17 protein-coding genes are annotated in these 20,414 nt (G+C 69.8%); 5 read left to right on the plus strand and 12 right to left on the minus strand.

Annotated features, from left to right (window positions below):
* From E1294_RS33905 to E1294_RS33915, 3 genes are all read right to left on the minus strand, one after another.
* Positions 1 to 1,285, minus strand: a 1,285-nt coding sequence (locus E1294_RS33905) for an RNA polymerase sigma factor (RefSeq protein WP_132515058.1), incomplete at its 3' end; no start/stop codon positions are given.
* 203 nt (positions 1,286 to 1,488) lie between these two features.
* Positions 1,489 to 2,349 (minus strand): hypothetical protein, encoded by an 861-nt coding sequence (locus tag E1294_RS33910; RefSeq protein ID WP_246083482.1) that lies wholly within the window; start codon positions 2,347 to 2,349, stop codon positions 1,489 to 1,491.
* A gap of 4 nt (positions 2,350 to 2,353) precedes the next feature.
* Complete coding sequence (locus tag E1294_RS33915; protein WP_132515059.1) at positions 2,354 to 3,964, minus strand: ABC-F family ATP-binding cassette domain-containing protein; 1,611 nt, start codon at positions 3,962 to 3,964, stop codon at positions 2,354 to 2,356.
* 182 nt (positions 3,965 to 4,146) lie between these two features.
* Between E1294_RS33915 and E1294_RS33920 the strand changes: the two genes are divergently transcribed.
* The 5 genes from E1294_RS33920 to E1294_RS33940 all read left to right on the plus strand — a co-directional run bounded on the left by E1294_RS33920 (position 4,147) and on the right by E1294_RS33940 (position 8,650).
* The gene (locus E1294_RS33920; protein WP_132515060.1) at positions 4,147 to 5,313 is read left to right on the plus strand and encodes a glycoside hydrolase family 183 protein; all 1,167 of its coding nucleotides are present in this window, start codon (positions 4,147 to 4,149) and stop codon (positions 5,311 to 5,313) included.
* Positions 5,310 to 6,320 carry a DUF4432 family protein gene (locus E1294_RS33925; RefSeq protein ID WP_132515061.1) on the plus strand — a complete coding sequence of 337 codons (1,011 nt, stop codon included), beginning with the start codon at positions 5,310 to 5,312 and terminating at the stop codon, positions 6,318 to 6,320. Before E1294_RS33920 ends, E1294_RS33925 begins: the two co-directional genes overlap by 4 nt.
* On the plus strand, positions 6,317 to 7,087 hold the full coding sequence (locus E1294_RS33930) for an SDR family NAD(P)-dependent oxidoreductase (protein ID WP_132515062.1): 771 nt from the start codon (positions 6,317 to 6,319) through the stop codon (positions 7,085 to 7,087). The genes E1294_RS33925 and E1294_RS33930 overlap by 4 nt, the downstream gene beginning before the upstream one ends.
* Before the next feature lie 232 nt (positions 7,088 to 7,319).
* Positions 7,320 to 7,739, plus strand: coding sequence for a peptidase inhibitor family I36 protein (locus E1294_RS33935; RefSeq protein WP_132515063.1), 420 nt, complete (start codon positions 7,320 to 7,322; stop codon positions 7,737 to 7,739).
* An 80-nt stretch (positions 7,740 to 7,819) separates the two neighbouring features.
* On the plus strand, positions 7,820 to 8,650 hold the full coding sequence (locus tag E1294_RS33940) for a hypothetical protein (protein ID WP_132515064.1): 831 nt from the start codon (positions 7,820 to 7,822) through the stop codon (positions 8,648 to 8,650).
* On the opposite strand, the gene E1294_RS33945 is transcribed toward E1294_RS33940, so the two are convergent.
* The 9 genes from E1294_RS33945 to E1294_RS33985 all read right to left on the minus strand — a co-directional run bounded on the left by E1294_RS33945 (position 8,609) and on the right by E1294_RS33985 (position 20,390).
* Positions 8,609 to 10,045 (minus strand): S10 family peptidase, encoded by a 1,437-nt coding sequence (locus tag E1294_RS33945; RefSeq protein ID WP_132515065.1) that lies wholly within the window; start codon positions 10,043 to 10,045, stop codon positions 8,609 to 8,611. The genes E1294_RS33940 and E1294_RS33945 overlap by 42 nt on opposite strands.
* A 9-nt stretch (positions 10,046 to 10,054) precedes the next feature.
* Positions 10,055 to 11,290 (minus strand): enolase C-terminal domain-like protein, encoded by a 1,236-nt coding sequence (locus E1294_RS33950; protein ID WP_132515066.1) that lies wholly within the window; start codon positions 11,288 to 11,290, stop codon positions 10,055 to 10,057.
* The gene (locus E1294_RS33955) at positions 11,287 to 14,283 is read right to left on the minus strand and encodes a glycoside hydrolase family 38 N-terminal domain-containing protein (RefSeq protein ID WP_132515067.1); all 2,997 of its coding nucleotides are present in this window, start codon (positions 14,281 to 14,283) and stop codon (positions 11,287 to 11,289) included. Before E1294_RS33955 ends, E1294_RS33950 begins: the two co-directional genes overlap by 4 nt.
* Positions 14,283 to 15,092: a carbohydrate ABC transporter permease gene (locus E1294_RS33960; RefSeq protein WP_132515068.1), complete on the minus strand. Its 810-nt coding sequence runs from the start codon at positions 15,090 to 15,092 to the stop codon at positions 14,283 to 14,285. Before E1294_RS33960 ends, E1294_RS33955 begins: the two co-directional genes overlap by 1 nt.
* A complete protein-coding gene (locus E1294_RS33965; RefSeq protein WP_246083483.1) occupies positions 15,089 to 15,940 on the minus strand; it encodes a carbohydrate ABC transporter permease in 852 nt (283 codons plus the stop codon). Before E1294_RS33965 ends, E1294_RS33960 begins: the two co-directional genes overlap by 4 nt.
* Positions 15,941 to 16,046: 106 nt before the next feature.
* A complete protein-coding gene (locus E1294_RS33970; protein ID WP_132515069.1) occupies positions 16,047 to 17,300 on the minus strand; it encodes an ABC transporter substrate-binding protein in 1,254 nt (417 codons plus the stop codon).
* A 42-nt stretch (positions 17,301 to 17,342) separates the two neighbouring features.
* Positions 17,343 to 18,041 carry a FadR/GntR family transcriptional regulator gene (locus E1294_RS33975; RefSeq protein ID WP_132515070.1) on the minus strand — a complete coding sequence of 233 codons (699 nt, stop codon included), beginning with the start codon at positions 18,039 to 18,041 and terminating at the stop codon, positions 17,343 to 17,345.
* A 90-nt stretch (positions 18,042 to 18,131) separates the two neighbouring features.
* Positions 18,132 to 18,653: a DUF305 domain-containing protein gene (locus E1294_RS33980; RefSeq protein WP_132515071.1), complete on the minus strand. Its 522-nt coding sequence runs from the start codon at positions 18,651 to 18,653 to the stop codon at positions 18,132 to 18,134.
* 141 nt (positions 18,654 to 18,794) lie between these two features.
* The gene (locus E1294_RS33985; RefSeq protein ID WP_132515072.1) at positions 18,795 to 20,390 is read right to left on the minus strand and encodes a sulfatase family protein; all 1,596 of its coding nucleotides are present in this window, start codon (positions 20,388 to 20,390) and stop codon (positions 18,795 to 18,797) included.
* Positions 20,391 to 20,414: the final 24 nt, after the last annotated feature.

Consider the following 20,414-nt stretch of genomic DNA (forward strand, 5'->3'; position numbering starts at 1 on the left):
GCTTCGACGTGTGCCGCGACGGCGAGGGCCTGATGGGAGAGGGCTCCGCCAGGGTCGGCTCCGCCGAGCGTATGCGCGTCGGAGGGAGGTCCGGCGGGCGACTCTGCCCGGTGGGCCGCGGGCCGGGCGACGGTGGCGGGCCGCCGGTCGGCAAGGGCATCAAGGGCGTGGGAGAGGGGATGACCAGGGGCGGCGGGAACACGGGCGACTCCGCGACGCCGAGCGGGCGCATGGTCGAGGCGTCGACGATGGGCATCACGGTCACCGGGAAGTTCTTCGGCTCGCCCTGCCAGGGCAGCCTGATGCCGGGCGGCTCGCCCGTCGGGGGGAACGCCGCCGTCGCGACGCCCGACAGGCCGCCGTTGTCCCTGCCGATCTGCTGGAAGATCACCGCTATCGCCACCACGGCCGCGACCGCCGCCAGCGCGCCCGCCAGCGCCTGAGGCCACCTTCCAGCGCCCTTGTCCGCGGAAACGGGAAACCCGGCGGCTCCCAGGCCGCTCGTCCGCCTGGCGACGTAGCGCCGGTAGGGCAGCAGCTCCGGGTCGCCGAAGCAGCTCAGCACCCTGACCCGCAGCGACTCCGGCAGCGCCACGGCCGGCAGCAGCGTGTAGACCTTGGTGACCGACACCTCGCGGGCGCGGTGGGGCGCACAGGTCTCACAGCGCGACAGGTGCCTGATCAGGTGCTCGCGCATCTCCTGGGTCAGCTCGCCGGCGAAGCCGGCGAGGATGCGGGCGCGTGCCGGGCAGTCGTACGGGCCCTTCCCGGCCAGGATCTCGGCCGTGAGCGCGCCGCCCAGGCGCTCGCGGGCCTGCTCCGTGACCTGCTCCACCTGGCGCGGCGGGAGCGCGACGATCTGGGCGAGCTCGGCGGCGGGCAGCTCGTGCCGGTAGGCCAGCTCCAGCGCCTCGCGGTCGGCCACGGGCAGGCCGTGGACCGCGTTCCATGCCATGACCCGCAGGTCGGCGTCGGCCGGGTCGTCCAGCGGCGGCGCCTCGGCCAGCGCCTGCGCGGTGCCCGGCGGGGCGCAGGCCCTGCGGCGCAGGCACTCGGCGCGGGCCAGCGCGTACAGCCAGGTGCGCAGCCTCCCCGGGTCGGCCAGCGCGTCCGCGTGCGCCTCGGCCGCGATCAGCGTGTCGCGGAGCGCCACCTGCGCGCTGTCACCACTCAAGAGGAGAGACCAGCAGTAGCGGTAAATGCTCTCCGCGTAGGTGTCGTAGAGAGCGGCCACGGCGTCGGTGTCGCGGGCGCGAAGGGCTTCGACCAGAACGCGGTCATCCATGTAACCGAAGGTAATGGATCGGTAACTAGTAGTTCCACCATTTCCGCGCTGTTGGCATGGCTTGTCGGGCCGCATGTCCGGGTTCCTCATGAATAATCGCGATGGCTCCCTTCGACCCATGCAGCCACATAAAGCCACGTACAGCCACATGCAGTCCCGTACAGTCCCGTGCGATCAGATTTATCGCTCTTTAGAGCAGAAAATCATTGCTTGTACTTGGAGACGATCTCGGTGCTCCGGTCCACCGCGAACGGCTCGGTCGTCGGCTTGACCGTGTGCACCGGCAGGGCGCCGCCGAGCGCCAGATCGTCGTAAGGACGGCCGGTCGACCCCCAGGTCCGTGCCGTGATCTCGGTCTTGGCCACCTTGGTGCGCGCGGGCACCCCCGACACCGTGAGGATGAAGCGCGGCGGGCGGCCCGCTTTCACGTCATCCACGAACGTGCTGCCGCCGGCCAGAAGTTTGCCCGATTTGTCGCGCAGCATCGCATTGACGACGAGGCTGCTCGCCGTCGTTCGATAAGGATTATCCACATATCCGGTAATAAGGTATGAGCCGTCTTTCTGGCGCAATGTCTGCGTCCGGGTGATGGGAAACTCCCGGAACGCCGACGGGATGCGCCCCGCCAGCCGCCACTGCGCGGGACGGTACTGGATCGTCACCTTGGCCGGCTTCTCGGTGGCGGTGGCCTGGCCGGTGAAGGCCAGCGATCCGCCCGGCGGCACGGCGTCGAGCGGCTGGTCCATCCTGACCACCTCGGTGCCCTTCGTGTCGTGCCCGACGATCGTGGCCACCACGTGCTCGCCGAAATGCCACGGATTGGTGTTGCTGAGCACGCCGGCCCAGTTGACGGCGTATCCGTCGGCGGATTTGACGATATTGGAGACCTGCTCCTTGAGAGCGAGCGGCTTGAGCTCTTGTACGGGTTGTTCCTCGCTCGCGCACCCGGTGAGGCAGATCGCCCCGAGTGCGAGGAGGCTGACGGTTCGGCTACGCGGGATCACTTTGCCGTGATAACCCGTGCATGGGCACGGATGGCAGGGGACACGCGCCTGCCGTACCAAGTCTTTAACGCGGACGCACGACCCTGGACTCGTCCCAGACCGGCTGGAGTGACTCGTAGACCGTGCCGTCGGAGCCGAAGACCAGGAAGCGGTCGAAGTCGGTGGCGAACCAGCGGTCGTGGGTCACCGCCAGCACCGTGCCGTCGAACGCCTCCAGCCCCGCCTGCAGCGCCTCGGCGCTGGCCAGGTCGAGGTTGTCGGTCGGCTCGTCCAGCAGCAGCAGCGTGGCCCCCGACAACTCCAGCAGCAGAATCTGCAGGCGCGCCTGCTGCCCGCCCGACAACGATTCGAAGCGCTGCTCCGCGACCCTGCCCGCCAGCTCGTAGCGGGCCAGCGTCTTCATGGCTTCGTTCTTCAGCCGGGCGTGCTCGGTCATGACGATGTCGACAGGGGTGCGACCGAGCAGCTCGGGCCGGGCATGCGTCTGGGCGAAGTGGCCCGGCACGACGCGGGCGCCCAGCCTGGCCACGCCCTCGTGGCGGACCTGCTCGCCCGCCAGCAGGCGCAGGAAGTGGGACTTGCCCGAGCCGTTGGAGCCGAGCACCGCGACGCGCTCGTCGTACCAGACCTCCAGGTCGAACGGGCGCATCAGCCCGCTGAGCTCCAGCCCCTCGCAGATGACCGCGCGCTTGCCCGTGCGTCCGCCCCGCAGGCGCATCTTGATGTTCTGCTCGCCCGGCGCCACCTCTGGCGGCCCCGCCTCCTCGAACTTGCGCAGCCGCGTCTGGGCGGCGTGGTAGGCGGGGGCCATGCCGTCATTGTAGCGCGCTTTGTTCTTCAACATGGTGACCAGGGCCTTGAGCTTGGCGTGCTCTTCGTCCCAGCGCCTGCGCAGCTCGTCGAGCCGCTCGTTGCGGGCCTTGCGCGCCTCGGCGTAGGTGGCGAACCCGCCGCCGTGGATCCAGATGCCGCCCGACTCGACGGTGACGATCCGGTCGGCCGCGTTGGCCAGCAGCTGGCGGTCGTGGCTGACCAGCAGCACCGTCTTCGGCGTCTCCCTGAGCTGCTGCTCCAGCCATTCCTTGCCGGGCACGTCGAGGTAGTTGTCGGGCTCGTCGAGCAGCAGGGTCTGGTCGGGGCCGCGCAGCAGCGCCTCCAGGACCAGCCGCTTCTGCTCGCCGCCCGACAGCGTGGCCACGTCGCGATATTTCACCCGTTCGTACGGCACGCCGAGCGCGGCCACCGTACAGGTGTCCCAGAGCACCTCGATGTCGTAGCCGCCGGCGTCGGTGTAGTCGCTGATGGCCTGCGCGTAACGCATCTGCGTCTTCTCGTCGTCGCGCTCCATCATCGCCAGCTCGGCCTCGTCGAGCCGCTCGGCCGCCTGCCGCACGGCGGGCGGCGCGACGCCCAGCAGCAGGGCGCGCACGTCGCTGCCGTCGCGCACGCTGCCGATGAACTGGCGCATCACGCCCAGCCCGCCCGAGCCCGCCACGGTGCCCTCGACCGGCTGGAGGTCGCCGGCGATCAGCCGCATGAGCGTGGTCTTGCCCGCGCCGTTGGGCCCGACCAGCGCCGCCTTCACGCCTTCGCCGATCCTGAAGGACACGTCGTTGAGCAGGGGCCGCCCGTCGGGCAGCACGTATGTCAGATGTCCTACTTCGACGTGGCCCATGCGCGCAGGCTACCGGGCCCGTTCGTGACGGAGCATCACATTTTCCGGGCGGCTCAGATGCGGGCCTTCGAGCCGCCCGAGGCGATGTCGGGGCACCGGGGTCTCGGCGAATCCCGGAGGGCTCTGGACAGCAAGTGATCTAATGACTAGAACTGTAGGGAGCCTCCTCCCCTAGGACAGTGATGACGCGATTCCGCTCTGCCCTCGCACCCCTCGCCATCGCGTTGGCCGGCCTGACGGCCGTGCCGCAGCCGGTCTGGGCCGCGCCTCCCAAACCGGTGCCCTCGGCCGCACCGCAGGAGCAGCGGGCCACCGCCGCCTCCGAGTGCGCCCCGACCGTCGCGGGCGCCGCCACGAACGCCCGCCTGACCAGGCTGTTCACCAACTACGGCAACGACAACAGCCGCCTGGACGACTGGACGGGCGCCGACGGCACCTATTCGCTCAAACTGCCCGGCGGCAAGGAGTTGTGGATCTTCTCCGACACCTTCCTCGGCCAGGTCAACCCCGACGGCTCGCGACCGCCCGTGGTCGAGGAGGGCGGCACGACCGTCTTCCTGAACAACACGTTCGCCGTCGAGCGCGACGGCAGGCTGTCCACGATCCACGACGGCACCGCCGAGAAGCCGACCGCGCTGATGCCGCCGCGCGACGAGGACCACTGGTTCTGGGCCGGCGACGCGACGCTGGCCGGCGGCGTCGTGGAGGTCACCTACCAGGAGTACGAGCGGTTCGGTGACGGCACGTGGGACTGGCGCTGGCACCGCAACGTGGTGGCCAGGTTCGCCCCCGGGCGGCTCGACGAGCCGATCAGCGTGCACGACCTGCCCTCGGGGCACGGCGTCTCGTGGGCCTCGGCGACCATGAAGGACGGCGGATACACCTACGTCTACGGCGTAGAGGATCTCGGGTCGCCGAAGTACATGCACGTCGCCAGGGTCAAGGGGCATAGCCTGCTGGGCCGCTGGGAATATCTCAAGGCCGACGGCACCTGGTCACCCGACGAGGCCGACTCGGCGCGGGTGATGAGCGGGGTGGCGAACGAGTACAGCGTCAGCAAGGTCGGATCCGGGTATGTCCTGATCACTCATGACACCACCGAGGCGCTCAGCCCGAACATCGTCGCCTACTCCTCCTGCTCCCCGGCCGGGCCGTTCACCGGCAAGCAACACGTCTACACGACCCCCGAGACCGGCGGCGACATCTTCACCTACAACGCCCACGCGCATCCCGAGGTGGACGGCGACGGGCTCGTGATCTCGTACAACGTCAACAGCTTCGTGAACACCGACCACTACCGTGACGTGTCGATCTACCGGCCCCGATTCCTGGATGTGACATTCGAGTGAGGCGTAACTGGGCGGCCCGCCTGCGGCACGTCACGATCGACGGGCTGCGGGCGGTCGTGCTGGAGAACGAACGGCTGCGCGTGACCGTCGTGCCGGACAAGGGCGGCGACGTGGTCGAGTTCCTGCACAAGCCCACCGACACCGACTTCGTCTGGCTCTCCCCGCAGGGCCTGCGCAGTCCGCGCGACCACCTCCAAGGAGCGGCCGACGACGTCGCCCAGTTCGCCGACCACTACGAGGGCGGCTGGCAGGAGGTCTTCCCCAGCGGCGGCGCGCCGAGCGAATACCGGGGCGCGCGGCTGGCCCAGCACGGCGAGGTCTCGGGGTTGCCGTGGGAGTGCGAGGTCGCGGCCGACTCCGAGAAGGAGGTCGCGGTGCGGCTGCGCGTGCGTACGCGGCGGCTGCCGTACGCGGTGGAGAAGGTCTTCCGGCTGCGGTCGGGCGCGGTGGCGCTGGAGATCGAAGGGCGGGCCACCAACGAGTCGGGCCTCCCGCTGCACGCCATGTGGGGCCAGCACATCGTGTACGGCCTGCCGTTCCTGCGGCCGGGCGCCACGATCAGGCTCCCCGAGGGCGTCACCGTGATCCCGCACGAGAGCGCGATCGGCCCCGGCGGGCGGCGGGTCCAGGCGGGCGGGCCCTGGCAGTGGCCGGTCGTGCCGGCGGATGGGGGCGGCGAGACGGATCTGAGCGTGGTGCCGGAGCGGGGCGCGCCGAGCGACATCGTGTATCTGACCGGCTTCGACGAGGGATGGTACGAGATTTCTGGGGATATCGGTATGCGGGTGGAGTGGGATGCGACGCTCCTGCCGTACCTGTGGATGTGGCACGAGCTCGGCGCGTCCACCGGCTACCCCTGGTGGGGACGGGTCTACACGGTCGGTCTCGAGCCCTTCTCCAGCATGCCCACCGACGGCCTGGCCGCCGCCGTGGCCAACGGCACGGCCCTCACCCTGGATCCCCACGAGACGAAAGAACTGCGGTTGCGCGCGGAGGTGCTGGCATGAGCGAATTCGGCGGAAAGGTTGCGCTGGTCACGGGCGGGTCGATGGGCATCGGCCGGGCGGTGGTCGACCGGCTGGCCGACGGCGGGGCGTCCGTGGTCTTCTGCGGCGCCGACAAGAGCGCCGAGCTCGACAGCGAGCACGTCGTCGGCAAGATCGCCGACGTCCGCAGCGCCGGCGCCATGCGCGACCTCGTCGACCTGGCCGTGGCCAGGTTCGGCGGGCTCGACATCGTGGTGACGTGCGCGGGCGTGCAGCGCTACGGCACGGTCGAGGACACCCCTGAAGAGGTCTGGGACGAGGTGCTCGACGTCAACCTCAAGGGCGTCTATCTCGCGTGCAAAGCCGCGGTGCCGAGGCTGCGTGCCCGCGGCGGCGGCTCGATCGTGATCATGTCGTCGGTCCAGGCGTTCTCCTCGCAGGCCCAGGTGGCCGCCTACTCCGCGAGCAAGGCCGCGCTCAACGGCCTGACCAGGGCCATGGCGCTCGACCACGCGGCCGACGGGATCAGGGTGAACGTGGTCTGCCCCGGCTCGGTGGACACGCCGATGCTGCGCTGGGCGGCCGACCTGTGGCGCGGCGAACTGTCGCAGGAGGAGCAGGTGGCGCAGTGGGGCCGCTCCCACCCGCTGGGCCGCGTGGCCAGGCCCGAGGAGGTGGCCGAGATGGTGGCGTTCCTGGCGGGCCCGCGCGCGTCGTTCGTCACCGGGGCCGAGCACCGTGTGGACGGCGGGCTGCTGGCCCAGAACCCGGCGGCGCTTCCGGAGTAGGTCGAGCGGAGACCACGGGTTCCTCCACCGGCGCACCAGAGCCGGCAACAGTTCCGTCAACGCGACGAAAGCCCATGTGACAGGCCTGATACGAGTGGGTCGGCGGGCCGGGGCACGCGCCCTCGCGCGGGCGCGCAGCCCCTTCGGGATCGGCGAGTCACCACGGCTCGCGTTCGATTCGGCACGCTAAGTTACCGAGATCGAAAACGACTCACCGATCGAGGAGAGACCTGTGAGGCTATCCAAGAAGGCCGCCGGCATCGTCGCCGCGGCCGCGATGTTCACCGTGGTCGCCCCCGCGGCCACCGCGGTGGCGAGCCCCCGCTCGACCTGCTACGGCGGTCGTGTCTGCCTGTACGCGGGCTTCGACTACAACCGCGGCCAGATCGACCACTGGCGTGACTTCGTCAAGGACGACTCCAACCTTGCCGACAACAACTGGCTGAACTGGGACTTCAGCAACACCTGGCACAGCATGGACAACGAGACCAGCTCGGTCAGGAACCGGGTCGGTTGCAGCGCCACCCTCTGGCAGCACCCCGGCTACACCGGCGCGCACAGCACGTTCACGCACAACTCGAACGACGGCTACCTGTCGAACAACGCCATCGGCAACAACCGCACCAGCGCGATCGACATCTGGTGCCGCTGAGAAATGACGGGAGTGCCGGTTTCCGGGCTTGGCCGCCGGAAACCGGTCGCCGGGGACTCCTCGCGAGCACGCTGCTGCTGGTGGCGTCAGCCGCGGCCTGTGCCGCCGACGAGCCCGCGCCCGCGGCGCCCGACCAGGACACCACCGCGATGACGCAACTGGTGCTGCCGTTCGACGCCTACAAGACCACTCCCAAGCAGCGGGCCGTTCTGGGCGACGCCCACAACCATCTCGTCGTCCAGTGCATGCGCGAGCGGGGCAGCACCGTCACCCCGCCCGCCGAGGACGCCGGCGCGATCGCCGCGGTCGATCCCGGCAACTCCCGCCGCTACGGTGTCACGGACATCGAGGCGGCCAAGCAGTACGGCTACCACCTGGCCAGGCCGCCCTCTCCCGACACGACCGGCGCGTGGGCCGCCAAGCTGCCCAAGCCGGTCCGCCACCGCCTGTACGGCACCGCCGCCGACCGCGGCTGCCTGGACCGCGCGACGCAGGCCCTGGACAAGGGGGCACGCAAGGCGGACTGGCCGTGGTTGTCGTTGCAGGACTCGCTCACGCTGGAGCAGGCGGCCAAGGACCCCACGGTGAAGGAGGCGGTCAAGCGCTGGCAGTCGTGCATGAGCCAGGCCGGCCACTCCTACCCGTCGCCGGAGGCGGCCATCGCCGACAACCGCTGGAACCTGGACGAGCCGGAGATCACCGAGGAGGAGAAGCAGACGGCGACCGCCGACACCCGGTGCAAGTGGTCGTCGGGCCTCGTGCTGGCCTGGTACGGAGCCGACGCCGAACTGCAGCAGGACGTGATCGACGACAATCCCGGGCGCTTCACCGCGCTCCGCGCCAACCTCAAGCAGCGGCTGAAACGGGCGTCAAGCCTGCTGGCCCAGCACAAAAGCGGCGAGGTCGGCTGACTGGCGCAGCCTGCTGGGCTCGTGGACGTACATCATGTGGCCGGCCTCGTAGTACTTGAACTCGACGTTGGCGGCCAGTTCCGCGGGCACCGGCAGGTGGGCGAGGGCGTGCTCGGCGGCATAGTACGGGGTCGCCCCGTCGTGGTAGCCGCAGGCCACGTGCACGCGCAGGTGCGGGTTGGCGCGCATGGCGGCGGCCAGCTTGTCGGTGACGGTGACGTGCGCGCCCTCGAACTCCCTGAACGACCACGGGTAGACCCGCGAGGTGAGCACCTCGTACGGCAGGTCGTTGGCGTAGCCGAGATCCGTGCGCAGGTAGTGGTTGAGCGCGGCGCTGAACGGCCCCATGATCGCGTTGGAGCTGGGGTCCGCGAAGAAGTGCTCGCGCCCCGCGTCGGGGTCCCAGCCGGTGAAGCGCCCGTCGAGGCGGCCGACGACCTGGCGGCGCGGGCGCAGCAACTCGGTGAAGAAGCGGATGTGCTCGATCCGCAGGTTCACCCGGTCGACGTAGTCCTCGCTGAGCCCCGTCAGCGCGGCGATCCTGGCCACGGCGGACGCGCGCTCATCGGCGGTGAGCCGGTTGCCGCGGGCCAGCGCCCACGGGTAGTCGCGCTCGGCGAACTCCTCGGCCTCGCGCAGCACGCCGGCCAGCGGCCGGTCGCCGTGCAGCCCGTGGTAATGGGCGATGGCCGCGTAGGTCGGCAGGTAGAGGGCGTGGGCCAGGTCGTTGCCCTGGTTGAACTCGCCGGTGATGAAGTCGAGCACCGAGGAGATCAGCATCACCCCGTTGACGTACATGCCGTAACGCGACTGCAGGTGCTCGGCCAGCCCGGCCGCCCTGACCGTGCCGTACGACTCGCCCGCCAGAAACTTCGGCGACATCCACCGCGCGTTCCTGGTGGTCCACAGCCTGATGAGCTCTCCGACCGACTCCAGGTCGCCGGTGAAGCCGTGGTACGGCTCCGCCTTCTGTCCCTCCGCCGCCCGCGAGTAGCCGGTGGAGACGGGGTCGATGAAGACGAGGTCGCTCACCGCCAGCAGGCTCTCCTCGTTGTCGGCCAGGCCGTACGGGGGAGGCAGGAGCGCGCCCGCGTCCCCCATGACGACCCGGCGCGGCCCGAGCACGCCCAGGTGCAGCCACACGCTCGACGAGCCGGGACCGCCGTTGAAGGCGAACGTCACCGGCCGGCTCAGCGGGTCGGCGCCGTCCAGCGTGTACGCGGTGACGAACATCTCGGCCTTGGGGCGCAGACCGTCGAAGGTGCCGTCGGTGTAGACCTCCTCGCGCAGCACCATCGTGCCGGCGGTGGCGGTGTACCTCTCCCCCGACCGCAGGGCGTGGGAGGTGGTGACCAGGTTGTCGGCGGGCGGAGCGGGCCGCGAGGGTTCAGACATACCGCACTATTATGGTGCTGCCTCCACGGACGACACGGTGGGGTCGGCGAAGCGCGCGTTGGGCACGGTGGCGTACCAGCCGGGCCGGCCGGGGTCGCGGTCGTACGGGTAGCCGCCCATCTCGCGGTAGAGCTCGGCGTATTCCGCCACCCGTTCCCTGTCGAGCCGCACGCCCAGCCCCGGACCGTCCGGCACGGCGATGGCGCCCTCCGAGTACGCCATCTTGCCGCCATCGATCACGTCGTCGCGCAGCTGGTGGTAGTGCGCGTCGGCTGAGTAGGTGAGGTTCGGCAGCACCGCGCCGAGGTGCAGCATGGTCGCGAGCTGGATGCCGAGTTCGCCCGACGAGTGCACGGCCACCCCGATCTGGAACGTCTCGCACACCCCTGCCGCCTTCACGCACGGACGGATGCCGCCCCAGAAGGTCGTGTCGAGCAACACCACGTCGGCGGCCCTGCGCAGCACGTTGGAGGCGAGCTGCTCGAAGTTGACCACGACCGTGTTGGTCGCCAGCGGCACCCTGACCTGCTCGCGCACGGCCCTGAGCCCTTCGAGCCCCCAGACCGGGTCCTCCAGGTAGTCGTTGTTCAGCCCTTCGATGGCCCGGCCGAAGCGCAGTCCCTCCCCCACCGACAACACGGCGTTCGGGTCGTATCTGAGCCGGTCGTCAGGGAACGCCTCGGCCAGCGCCCGGTAGCACTCCAGCTCGTAGTCCGGCGGGAACACGCCGCCCTTGAGCTTGTGCACGCTGAACCCGTGCGCCGCCTTGAGCTCCGCGGTGTGCGCGACGAGCTGGTCGGGCGTGCGGATCTCGGCGTGGCCCGGGGCGGCGTACCTGAAGAACAGGTAGGAGGCGAACGGGACGGCGTCGCGGACGCGCCCGCCCAGCAGGTCGCTGGCGGGCACGCCCAGGTGCTGCCCGATGAGGTCGACGCAGGCGAACTCGATGGCGGCCAGCAGCTGGGTCCTGTTGTTGTAGAGCGAGGCTGTCGGATTGGCGATCTTGAAGCGCAGCGACTCAAGCTGGAAAGGATCATGATCCTTCAGGTACGGCATGAGCGCGCGGAACGCCGACTCCGCGCTCTCGCCCCCGCCGCCCATCTCCCCCAGGCCGATCAGCCCGTTGTCGGCCTCGACCTCGACGATCGTGCGGATGAACCGCCCCCAGTGCGCGCCGTTGCTGTGCCGCAGCGGCGCTTCGAGCGGGACCGCGACCGTCGTGGCCCTGATGTCAACGATCTTCACGCGCACGTCCCCCAGACGACGGCCACCCCGCAGGCGGGCAGCCGTACCTTGACCGACTCGTCCACCGGCTCCTCCGCGACGCCCGGCCCACGGGCGGAGCGCAGGCCGGGCAGCGTGACCGTCACCTCGACCGGCTCGGCGGCCAGCGACTGGAGCCGCACCACGCGCTCGTCACCCGACCGCCCGAGCGACGTGACCAGCACGTCGGGGTGGTCGACGGAGACGTACGTCTCGGTGGCGGCGGGACCGTCGCCGACCAGTGCGCCGACGAACGGCTCGGTCAGCCCCGAGGCGGCCGCCGCGCCGAGCCGCCTGCCCCCGATCCCGGTCTGACTCGTGACCGCGTAACGGAACGTGGTCTCGCCCTGCTGCTGAGCAGGAAAGTTCGTGTCCCAGATGTTGTTGAGCGCCCACGAGTAGACCGTGCCGTCCTCCTGGTCGAGGGTCGGCGGGAACGGCGCGTACGGCATGTGGATGGTGCCGAGCTGCACCAGCGGCGCTTCCAGCGTGGCCCAGGCGATGGTCAGCTCGGGGTCCTCGAACGCGATCCAGTGCCTGATCGGCAGCATGTACTCGGCCGAGCCGGGCACCCGCGGCACGTCGGGGCCGCCGACGCCGCCGGTCAGCTCCCAGGCCGTCGCCTGGCCCGCCGCGAACGGGAAGGCCAGGAAGACCGCCTCCTTGGAGGGGGTGCCCTGCTTGGCGAGCTGGTAGGTCAGGTCGACCCTGGGCACGCCGTTGTGCAGCTCGATCGTGGTGCGCAGCCAGTCGACGCCCTTGGCCTGCAGCTCCACGACGAGCCTCTCGCCCACGGCGGTGCGCTGGACCTTGGTGACGACGGCGTTCCTGCCGATGGCGCGGTCGCCGAGGAGGGTGCGGTCATCCGCCCCCACGTGTCCCGACATGTGGTTGAAATGCGGGGCGGTGGCGTACTGGTCGTAGACGTACTGGCCGAAGCCGGCCGCGGCCTCGCCGTTGACCAGCTCGCGGCCCGCCCGCTTGTCGAAGATCGAGCTGACGTAGCCCTCGCGCACGTCGTACGCCACCCGGTAGAACTCGTTCTCGATCACCCCGTCCAGGCTCAGCTCGACCGGTTCGGGGGCCTGGGTCTCGCCGGGCACGACGTCGAGGCGGGCGTAGCCGTACCCCGGGACGGCCTGGACGACCGCGTGCACGTGCCGCCCGATCGGCCGGGTCGGCCAGTCCACCGGGTCGACCAGCTCCTCGTGGTGCGGGAGCGTCTGCCCGGTCCGCGCGTCCACCAGCGCGATCGGCACGTCCACGCCCACCACGTCCCTGGGCAGGAACGCGCGCACGACGTCGGCGCGCGCCCGCGTGCCGGGGTTGAAGACGGCGAACGCGGCCAGCGCGCCGCCCGTTCCCCGCTCGCCGCCGACCCCCGTCAGAGCGGCGGCGAACCTGCGGGTCGCGGCGTGCAGCAGGTCGGACGCGTCGTCCTGGGCCTGGTAGGCGCCCGACGACTTGCGCGTCCACTGCAGGCCGCCCGAGTCGCCCGCCTCCTCGGCGTCCTCCCACGGATTGGCCGCGCCCCACGTGTGCTCGTTGAACAGGGCGACCTTGTCGTAGGCCGCGTCGATCTGCTCGGTGGCGTCCTCGCCGGCCAGCGTGTGCAGCGTCTCGGCGACCCGCAGCGCCGACTGCGCCCTGCGCACGTAGCCGAGCGGGCGCGCGCCCGAGCCGAGCCCGTCGGCCCACCAGTCGGTCCAGTCACCCTCGTGCACGGCCAGCCGGTCGAGGTAACGCTCCTCGACGTGCTCGAAGAAGTCCTTGTTGGCGGCCGAGCGCAGGCGCGGGTAGGCCCACTGCTCGTTCCACCTGCGGGCGATCGACGCCGGCACGATCGACGGGCCCGCGTTGTCGGCGTGCGCGCCCTGCACCCGCAGGTGCAGCACGTCCAGCTCGTACGGCTCCTTGGGCGCGTCGGGCCCCTGCCAGCCGAACGTGCCAGGACCGTACGGGTAGCCCCGCGTGGCCAGCGCCGACAGGTAGCGCGGCAGCAGGTCGTCGGCCAGCTCGTACGAGTCGGTCAGCCCGACCGTGTTGCCCTCCATGTAGGCCATGCCGTGCGGCGTGTCCGTGAACCACACGATGACCTCGTTGCCGCTCGGCGCCTGCCATCGGAACGGCCTGGTCAGCTTGTCACCGCCGTGCAGGTAGGGTACCGACCGCCCGGCCCAGTTGTGGGCCGCCGCCAGGTAGCGCACGCCGTGCGCGCTGAGCGCGTCCACCAGGCCGACGACCGCGCCGGGCACGTCGGTGTGCATCGCGGACGTGGTGGCGAAGCCGTACCTGTCCCTGAGCTGGGAGGTGAAGCGGAGCTGCCGGTGCAGCTCCTCGGTCGAGCACGCCTCGGTGTGCAGCTGGAACGGCAGAGCGGTCACCTCGATGACGCCCTCGCGAGCCCACGCGGCGAACGACTCGACCATCTCGGGCGGCCGCGCGTCGAGCCACTTCAGCGCCGGCATCGACGACTCGACGCTCCACCGGAACTTGGCGTCGTCCGGCCAGGACGAGGTCTCCTCGGCCAGCCGCAGGCCCGCGTCCAGGTAGTCGAGGTGGTGGCGGAGCACCGTGCCCTGCGGGTCGGTGTAGCCGATATCCAGGTGTGAGTGGTGCACGACGAACACGCTCCACTTGCGCTGCGGCGTCACCGTGATCTGGGCCGAGCCGACCAGCCCCGCGTCGTCGCGGCACTCCAGCGTCAGCTCGCGCGGCGCGTCAACCTCCGGCACCAGCAGCGTCACGTCGCTGCCCGCGGCGCTGTCCACATTCACCAGCGTGTGCGTGAGCGGCTGGGTGCTGGACACCCTGACCGCCTGGCGGCCGTCGTGGGTGAACAGCGGCAACACCGCGACCCGCACCTCCAGCCCGCGCACGCTGATCACCGGTGTCGAGGTGTCGTCGCGCAGCGCCTGCCTGATCCCGTCATAGTCGGGACTGCCCAGGCTCCGCTGGAGCAACCGGCTCGTCATCAAACACTCCCTAGAGACAGGCCTCTGGCGAAGAGGCGCTGGGTGGCGAGGAACAGCACGACCGTCGGCAGCGAGACCACGAGGCCCGCCGCCAGGCCGACGGGCACCGGGGTTCCGGCGTACACGTCGGTCATGAGGCCCGCGATGGCGGTCATCACGGGCCGCACCTCCTCGGTCTGCGTCAGGGTCAGGCCGAAGATGAGGTCGTTCCAGATGAAGGTGAACTCGAGGATGAACACGGCGGTCAGCGCGCTGGCCGAGATCGGCAGGTAGATGCGCCAGAAGACGCGCCAGGTGGAGGCGCCGTCCATCCGCGCGGCCTCGAAGATCGAGAACGCCACGCCGGAGTAGAAGTTGCGCAACACGAACGCGGCCAGCGGCACGTTGATCGCCGTGTAGATGAGGATCATGCCGAGCCTGGAGTCGTACAGGCCGGCGTCGCTGTAGCCGACGAAGAGCGGCACGAGCAACATCTGCGAGGGGAAGATGGTGCCGCCGAAGATCAGCAGGAACCACCAGAACCCGTACCTCAGCCGCAGCACCACGATCGTGTAGCCGGCCAGCGCGCCCACGAGCACGCCGAGCAGCGGCGAGACAACGCTGTAGAGCGCGGTGCTGGCCAGGCTCTGGGTCAGGTCGGCGCTGCCGAGCGCCCGCCCGAAGTTCTCGAACAACGCGAAGTCGCCGGACGGCACCCACGCGCTGCCCGGATCGTACGAGCCGGCCGGGCGCGCGGCGTTGACCAGCAGCAGGTACGTCGGCCCGAGCCAGACCAGCCCGAGCACGACGAGCACGGCACGCCTGATCATGTGGCGGTCACCTGCCTCTTGAGATAGAGGTACGACGCCAGCCCTGTGACCACGGTCAGCATCACCGCGACCGCCGACCCGTAGCCGTAGTCGCTGGTCACGAACGTCTCCTTGTACATCGTCACCGCCAGCGTCTCCGAATTGCGGCCGGGCCCGCCCTGTGTCAGCACCCACACGATGTCGAACGTCTTGAGCCCGGCCACCAGCGCGAGCCCCACCACGACGGCCGTGAGCGGCCTCATCAGCGGCCAGATGACGTGCCGGAACAACCGCCACCCCGATGCCCCGTCGAGCCGCGCGGCCTCGATGGGCTCCTTGGGGATCGACTGCAGGCCCACCACGAACAGCAGCGTGTTGACGCCGAGCTGCTGCCACGTCCAGACCAGCAGCATGGCGACCGTGTTGGCGGGCGCGTCCTGCAGGAACGCGGTGTCCACGCCGAGCATCAGGTTGGCGATCCCGCCGTGCGACAGGATCGGGCTCCACACCATGGCCAGGCCCGCGCCGCTCAGCGCGTACGGCAACATGAACGGCAGGCGGTACCACGCGCCGCCCTTCAGGTCGTACGACAACACCGCCACCAGCAGCCCGCAGCCGACTGGCAGCACCATGGTGCCGACCACCCAGATCAGCGTGTTGCGGGTCGAGGTGAGCAGCGCCGGGTCGTCGAACAGATTGGTGAAGTTGCGCAGGCCGATCCACGCGGGCGGCTCCAGCCCGTCGTATCGGGTCAGGCTCAGGTAGGCCGTCCACACGAACGGCGCGTAGAGCAACCCCGCGACCAGGAGAGCGGCCGGGGCGACGTAACCGTGCTTGAAGCGGCCGAGCAAGGGAGCGCGCGTGTTCATGGCCTCACTCCGTGAGGCGGGCTCGGTCGCCTGGATGCCGCCGCCTTCCCCCGTCGCTCTGGTCGCTGCGCTCCCGGCGCTCCTCCAGACGACGGCGCTCCCTCGCTCACTGATGCGTGCTCCAGTACTCGTCGGCGGCCTGCTGGATGGTCTCCAGCACCTCCTTGTACGAGCCGGGCTGGGTGACGAACTTGCTGAACCCGTCGAGCGCGGCCGTCAGCACGGGCGGCGGCGTGGCCTCGAAGTAGCGGTTGACCAGCCGGTATTTCCCGCCGCCCGCGTCCTTGGTGACGGTGCCGAGTGCCTTGTCGTCGATCTCCACCTTCGGGTTGGCGCTCACGTCACCGCGGCTCGCCGCCCACTTCTCCTGGGCCTCGGCGGTCGTCCACCACTTGAGGTATTTCGTGCTGGCGTCGGGGTCGGCCGCCTCGGTCAGCGAGCACAGCGGACCGCTCTCGAAGATCATCGAGGTCTTGGGCAGCGCGGGGTTGACGTTGGGGATGACGAAGAAGTCGTAGTCCTCGCCGGCCTTCAGGTCGCGCTGGGTCATGCTGGTGTTGAACCAGCTGCCGAACGACACCATCGCGGCCTTGCCGCTCTTCAGCACGTCGCCGGGGTCGGTCTTGTCGCCCGGGTTGATGAAGTAGCCGGCGTCGATCAGCTGCTTCCACTTCTCCATCACCTGCACCACGCCCGGATCGGTGTACTTCGCCTTGCCGGTGGACAGGCGGTCGTACAGGTCGGGGTCGGTGCCGGCCAGGAGCTGCTCGAACCAGACGAAGGAGAACAGCACGCTGGTGTGGTAGAAGGCCTTCACGCCGTTCTGCTTCAGCGTGTCGGCGACGTTGATCAGGTCGTCCCAGGTCTCCGGGGGCTTCAGTCCGTGCTTGTCGAAGATCTTCTTGTTGTAGAACATGCCCCAGTAGGCGACGTTCATCGGCACGCAGTACTGCTTGCCGCCGATCGTGTAGTAGGGCATGAGGTCCTGCGACAGGTCGCCGTTCTTGATCGCCTCCTGCCAGATGGCCGAGGTGTCGGCCACCTGCTTCTGCTTGACGATCTGCTCCAGCATTCCCCCGGTCTGCCAGGTGAACAGGTCAGGCTTGACGTCGGTGCGGAACGACGCCTTGATGAACGCCTGGTATTGGGCCGAGTCGGTGTATCCCGTCGGCTTGATGCTCAGGCCGACGCTCTGCTTGGACAGCGCACTCATCTCGTCGAAGTACTTCGTCCACGCGCCCTTGTCGTTGTACAACGTCAGCTCGGTCTTCTTCTCCCGCGGCGCGTCGGCGCCGTTGCCACCGCAGGCGGTCAGGACGAGCGCCGCCACGCCGAGCGTGACCACACGTGACCGGAACATGGACCGGCCTCCTTGTTTCCATCGGGGGTTCAACCGGGGGGTTCAACCCGGGGGGTGCAACCTGTGCTCTATGACCGTCCTGACCTCGACCAGGTGGGCCCGCATGCGCTCCTCGGCCTGAACCGCGTCGCGCGCCTCGATGGCCTCCAGGATCGCCAGGTGCTCTTCGTAGTCACGCCGCCGGTCGTCGAAGATCTGCAGGATCTCCCGCTGCTCGGGCCCGTGGACGAGGAGCAGCGAATCGACGACCTCGTGGAGCACGCTGTTGCCCGCCATCCGCGCGGTCGCCCGGTGGAAGGACATGTTCGCCTCGTGCAGCTCGGCGTCCTCGCCGCGCAGGTGCTTGCCCGCCTTGTCGAGCACCCCCTTGAGCACGGCGAGCTCCTCGCCCTCCGCGTGCTGCGCGGCCATCGCGGCCAGCGGCGGCTCGATGACGATCCGCGCCCCGAGCAGCTCGACGAGCTGGGCGGCGTGCACCTCACGCATGTTGGGGTTGGGCAGGACGAGCCGCTCGATGGCGGCGCCGACGTAGATGCCGGAGCCGTGCCGCAGCTCGATGGCGCCGGTGGCCTCGAGCCTGCGCAGCGCCTCGCGCAACGTCGGGGTGGTGACGGCGAAACGCTGGGAGAGCTCCCTGGTCGAGGGCAGCCTGTCGCCCGGCCGGTGCCCGCCCTTGCGGATGAGCTCCAGCATGCGCTCGGTGAGAGCGTCGGAAAGCGTGGGCCGCGTCACCTCGGACATATCAAGTGATCTAATCACTTATTCCTATCGGCGTCTACGCGACGGGCAAATTTCGCGGCGGAAGGGTGCAGCGGCGGAAGGGTGCGGCCGTCACCCCTTGAGCAGGTCCCGCATCATGCCGATCTGCGCCGTGCGCGAGGCCCGCACCTGGCCCGCCCACTTCTGGACGTCCGGGTTGGCCCCGTCCGACATCTCCGCGGACGCCATCCGCACGGCGTCGCCCTGGTGCTCGATGAGCAGGTCGAGCAGGTCGCGCTCGAAGTCGTCCGACCGCCTGAGCGCCTGGATCTGCTTGACGTCGGTCTCCGGCATGCCGCCGTGGTGGTCGTGCGCGCCCGCGGCGGCGGTGAGCGGCTGGTCCCAGGAGTGCAGCCAGCGCAGCATCATCTCGACCTCGTCCTGCTGCGTGCTCTCGATGGCCTCGGCCAGCGTTCGGAGCTGGGGGGTGGTCGCCCGGGAGGTGCCCACCTTGGCGATCTCGATGCCCTGCCGGTGGTGCCGCACCATCATCTGGACGAACATCACGTCCTCGGCGTTGACCGGGACGTCCGGGGTCTCCTGCCTGCAGGCGACCGCCAGCAGGAGGACCAGCGCCGCCAAGACCTTCCTCACCGGCCGCTCCTATCCCTTAGGAAACCTTCCTAAAGGATTGAGGGCCGGCGCGCAAGAGTCACTCCCCCATATAGAGAACGCCGGAGTCGAACGCCCTGCTCTCAACCCCCAGGCCGAGCCGCACCAGCGTATGGGCCTCCGTCAGTTGAGACGGGCGGCCGTCCAGCAGTCCTTCGCGCCGGGCCGACCGCAGGTCCGCAGGGCGTCGAGGGCCTTGCCGAGATCCGCGGTCCTGGCGTTGCCCGGGTCGTTGGTCTCCTGGTGAGGGTCGGCGACCGTGTCGTAGTACTCCGGCTTCGCCTCGCCCTCGTACTCGACGTACAGATCGCCCGCGGTGCGCAGGGCGGCGTAGGTGGGCGGCTGGGAGTTGCCCGCCTTGAGGCTGTCGGCGTCGGGGTCCGGCGTGCCCGGCGCCTGAGGGTCCGGCTTGACGTGCTCGATCAGCGCCGCGTCACGCCAGTCCTTGACCTTGCGGCCCTGGATGAGGGGCAGCAGGCTGCGGCCGTCACGGCTGTCGCGCGCCGCCGGGTCGGCCCCCGCCAGGTCGAGGAAGGTCGCGAACAGGTCGACGTTCTGGGCCACCGCGCCGGTCACGAGGTCGCCGTGCCGCGCCGCCGCCGGCCGCCTGACCAGCAGCGGCACCCGCACGTCGTGGTCGTAGGCGGTGGACTTGCCGCGCACCAGACGGTGCTGGCCGAGGTGGAAGCCGTTGTCGCTGGTGAAGACGACGTACGTGGTGCGCTTCTCCTCGTCCGTCAACGTGGACAGGACGCGCTCCACCATGTCGTCGATTGACTGCACCATGCGGATCCGGTTGCGGAAGTCCTTGCGCAACTCCTTGACGAGCTTCGGGGCGATCTTGTCGCGCCGCACCCAGGACGGCTTGTCGGCGGTGTCCTCGTTGAAGGCGGGCAACGTGGACACGTCGATGGTGCCGCAGTCGGTGCCGCCGCAGTCGCCGTTCGGGAACTCCCCGGCGGGCCACTGGGTCCTCGGCCGGTCACGACGTGCCGGCGGGAAGCGCGGCTCCTTCTCGCCCGGCTTGACACCGACCCTGGAGTGCGGCGAGAACGGCGAGACCTGGAGGAAGAACGGCTCGCCCGGCGCGTGCTCGCGGGAACGCTCGATGAACTGCGCCGCCCGCTGCCCGAGCACGTCCACGAGATATTTGCCGCCGGAGGGGTCGAGCGGCTTGTCGTCCGCCGTCTCCTCCTTGATGTAGCGGGTGAGCTGGTAGCTGAACTCGTTGTAGCCGGCGCCCCCCGCGACGTGCCACTCGTCCCAGCCGGCCGGCACCTTGTAGCCGGCGCCCACCGGATACTCGTTGATGTACTTGCCCAGGTAGCCGGTCCGGTAGCCGGCCTGGTCGAGCGAGACGGCGTACGTGCGGTTCTCGTGCTTCTCGAACGCCTGGTAACCGCCGCGGTCGGAGCCCTTGTTCGTCTCCACGCCGGTGTTGTGCGGGAACTGGCCGGTGAACATGGAGGCCCGCGAGGGGCAGCAGAGCGAGTTGGACACGTAGTAGTCGGTGAACGTCGTGCCGTTCCTGGCCAGGCCGCTCACGGTGTCCATGTACGGGAGCAGGTCGGCTGACATGTCGTCGACGAGGAAGAAGATGATGTTCGGCCGTTGAGGTTTGGCCACCGTGCCTGCACCCGCCTGGGACGCCATGGTCAGCCCGAGGATGGCGGTCAGCGCCACCGCCAGAATTCTCCGGACATTTGCCGACAACGACATGACTGCCTCATTTACTGCTACGGG

This window comes from Nonomuraea diastatica (assembly GCF_004349015.1).
GTDB classification, from domain to species: domain Bacteria; phylum Actinomycetota; class Actinomycetes; order Streptosporangiales; family Streptosporangiaceae; genus Nonomuraea; species Nonomuraea diastatica.

What these genes read in the sequence shown, in the direction of transcription:
- E1294_RS33915 (WP_132515059.1), bottom strand. Translation starts at nt 3,964, where the DNA reads ATGGGCCACGTCGAAGTAGGACATCTGACATACGTGCTGCCCGACGGG.
- E1294_RS33920 (WP_132515060.1), top strand. Translation starts at nt 4,147, where the DNA reads ATGACGCGATTCCGCTCTGCCCTCGCACCCCTCGCCATCGCGTTGGCC.
- E1294_RS33930 (WP_132515062.1), top strand. Translation starts at nt 6,317, where the DNA reads ATGAGCGAATTCGGCGGAAAGGTTGCGCTGGTCACGGGCGGGTCGATG.
- E1294_RS33945 (WP_132515065.1), bottom strand. Translation starts at nt 10,045, where the DNA reads ATGTCTGAACCCTCGCGGCCCGCTCCGCCCGCCGACAACCTGGTCACC.
- E1294_RS33955 (WP_132515067.1), bottom strand. Translation starts at nt 14,283, where the DNA reads ATGACGAGCCGGTTGCTCCAGCGGAGCCTGGGCAGTCCCGACTATGAC.
- E1294_RS33960 (WP_132515068.1), bottom strand. Translation starts at nt 15,092, where the DNA reads ATGATCAGGCGTGCCGTGCTCGTCGTGCTCGGGCTGGTCTGGCTCGGG.
- E1294_RS33965 (WP_246083483.1), bottom strand. Translation starts at nt 15,940, where the DNA reads ATGAACACGCGCGCTCCCTTGCTCGGCCGCTTCAAGCACGGTTACGTC.
- E1294_RS33970 (WP_132515069.1), bottom strand. Translation starts at nt 17,300, where the DNA reads ATGTTCCGGTCACGTGTGGTCACGCTCGGCGTGGCGGCGCTCGTCCTG.
- E1294_RS33975 (WP_132515070.1), bottom strand. Translation starts at nt 18,041, where the DNA reads ATGTCCGAGGTGACGCGGCCCACGCTTTCCGACGCTCTCACCGAGCGC.
- E1294_RS33985 (WP_132515072.1), bottom strand. Translation starts at nt 20,390, where the DNA reads ATGTCGTTGTCGGCAAATGTCCGGAGAATTCTGGCGGTGGCGCTGACC.